This window comes from Pseudomonas sp. RIT409 (genome assembly GCF_003052515.2).
GTDB lineage: Bacteria > Pseudomonadota > Gammaproteobacteria > Pseudomonadales > Pseudomonadaceae > Aquipseudomonas.
The window spans coordinates 1-376 of the sequence record NZ_QARE02000053.1; the positions used below are offsets into that span (position 1 = coordinate 1).

A 376-nucleotide genomic window follows, 5' to 3' on the forward strand; every position below is an offset into this window, starting at 1 on the left:
CTGATTCACCGTTCCGCTTTTACAGCGGGTCACTTTCCTTTCGGGGAAAGTAACCAAAGCCATTTGCTCCTGGTTTGGCCCGGCTGCGCCGGGTTCCCTCCCTCCGGCGCTGCTCCGTGGGCACGCCGCGGACGGCCATCCATGGCCGCGCGGCTTTCGCGGCTCCCGGCCGCTCAACCCACTGCGCAACGCCTCCACTCGGCCTGCACCCAAGTCGCAGTCCGCGGTGTCTGGGCTGTCGCGCGCTAAAAGCAAAAGCAAAAGCAAAAGCAAAAGCAAAAGCAAAAGCAAAAGCAAAAGCAAAAGCAAAAGCAAAAGCAAAAGCAAAAGCAAAAGCAAAAGCAAAAGCAAAAGCAAGATCCACCATGCCCTGAAT

Annotated in this window: 1 protein-coding gene; it reads right to left on the reverse strand. The window is 56.6% G+C overall.

Annotated elements, in window-relative coordinates; translation table 11 throughout:
* Positions 1 to 19 precede the first annotated feature (19 nt).
* Positions 20 to 376: hypothetical protein (locus DBP26_RS27110; RefSeq protein ID WP_177411147.1), on the reverse strand; the 357-nt coding region annotated here is incomplete at its 5' end.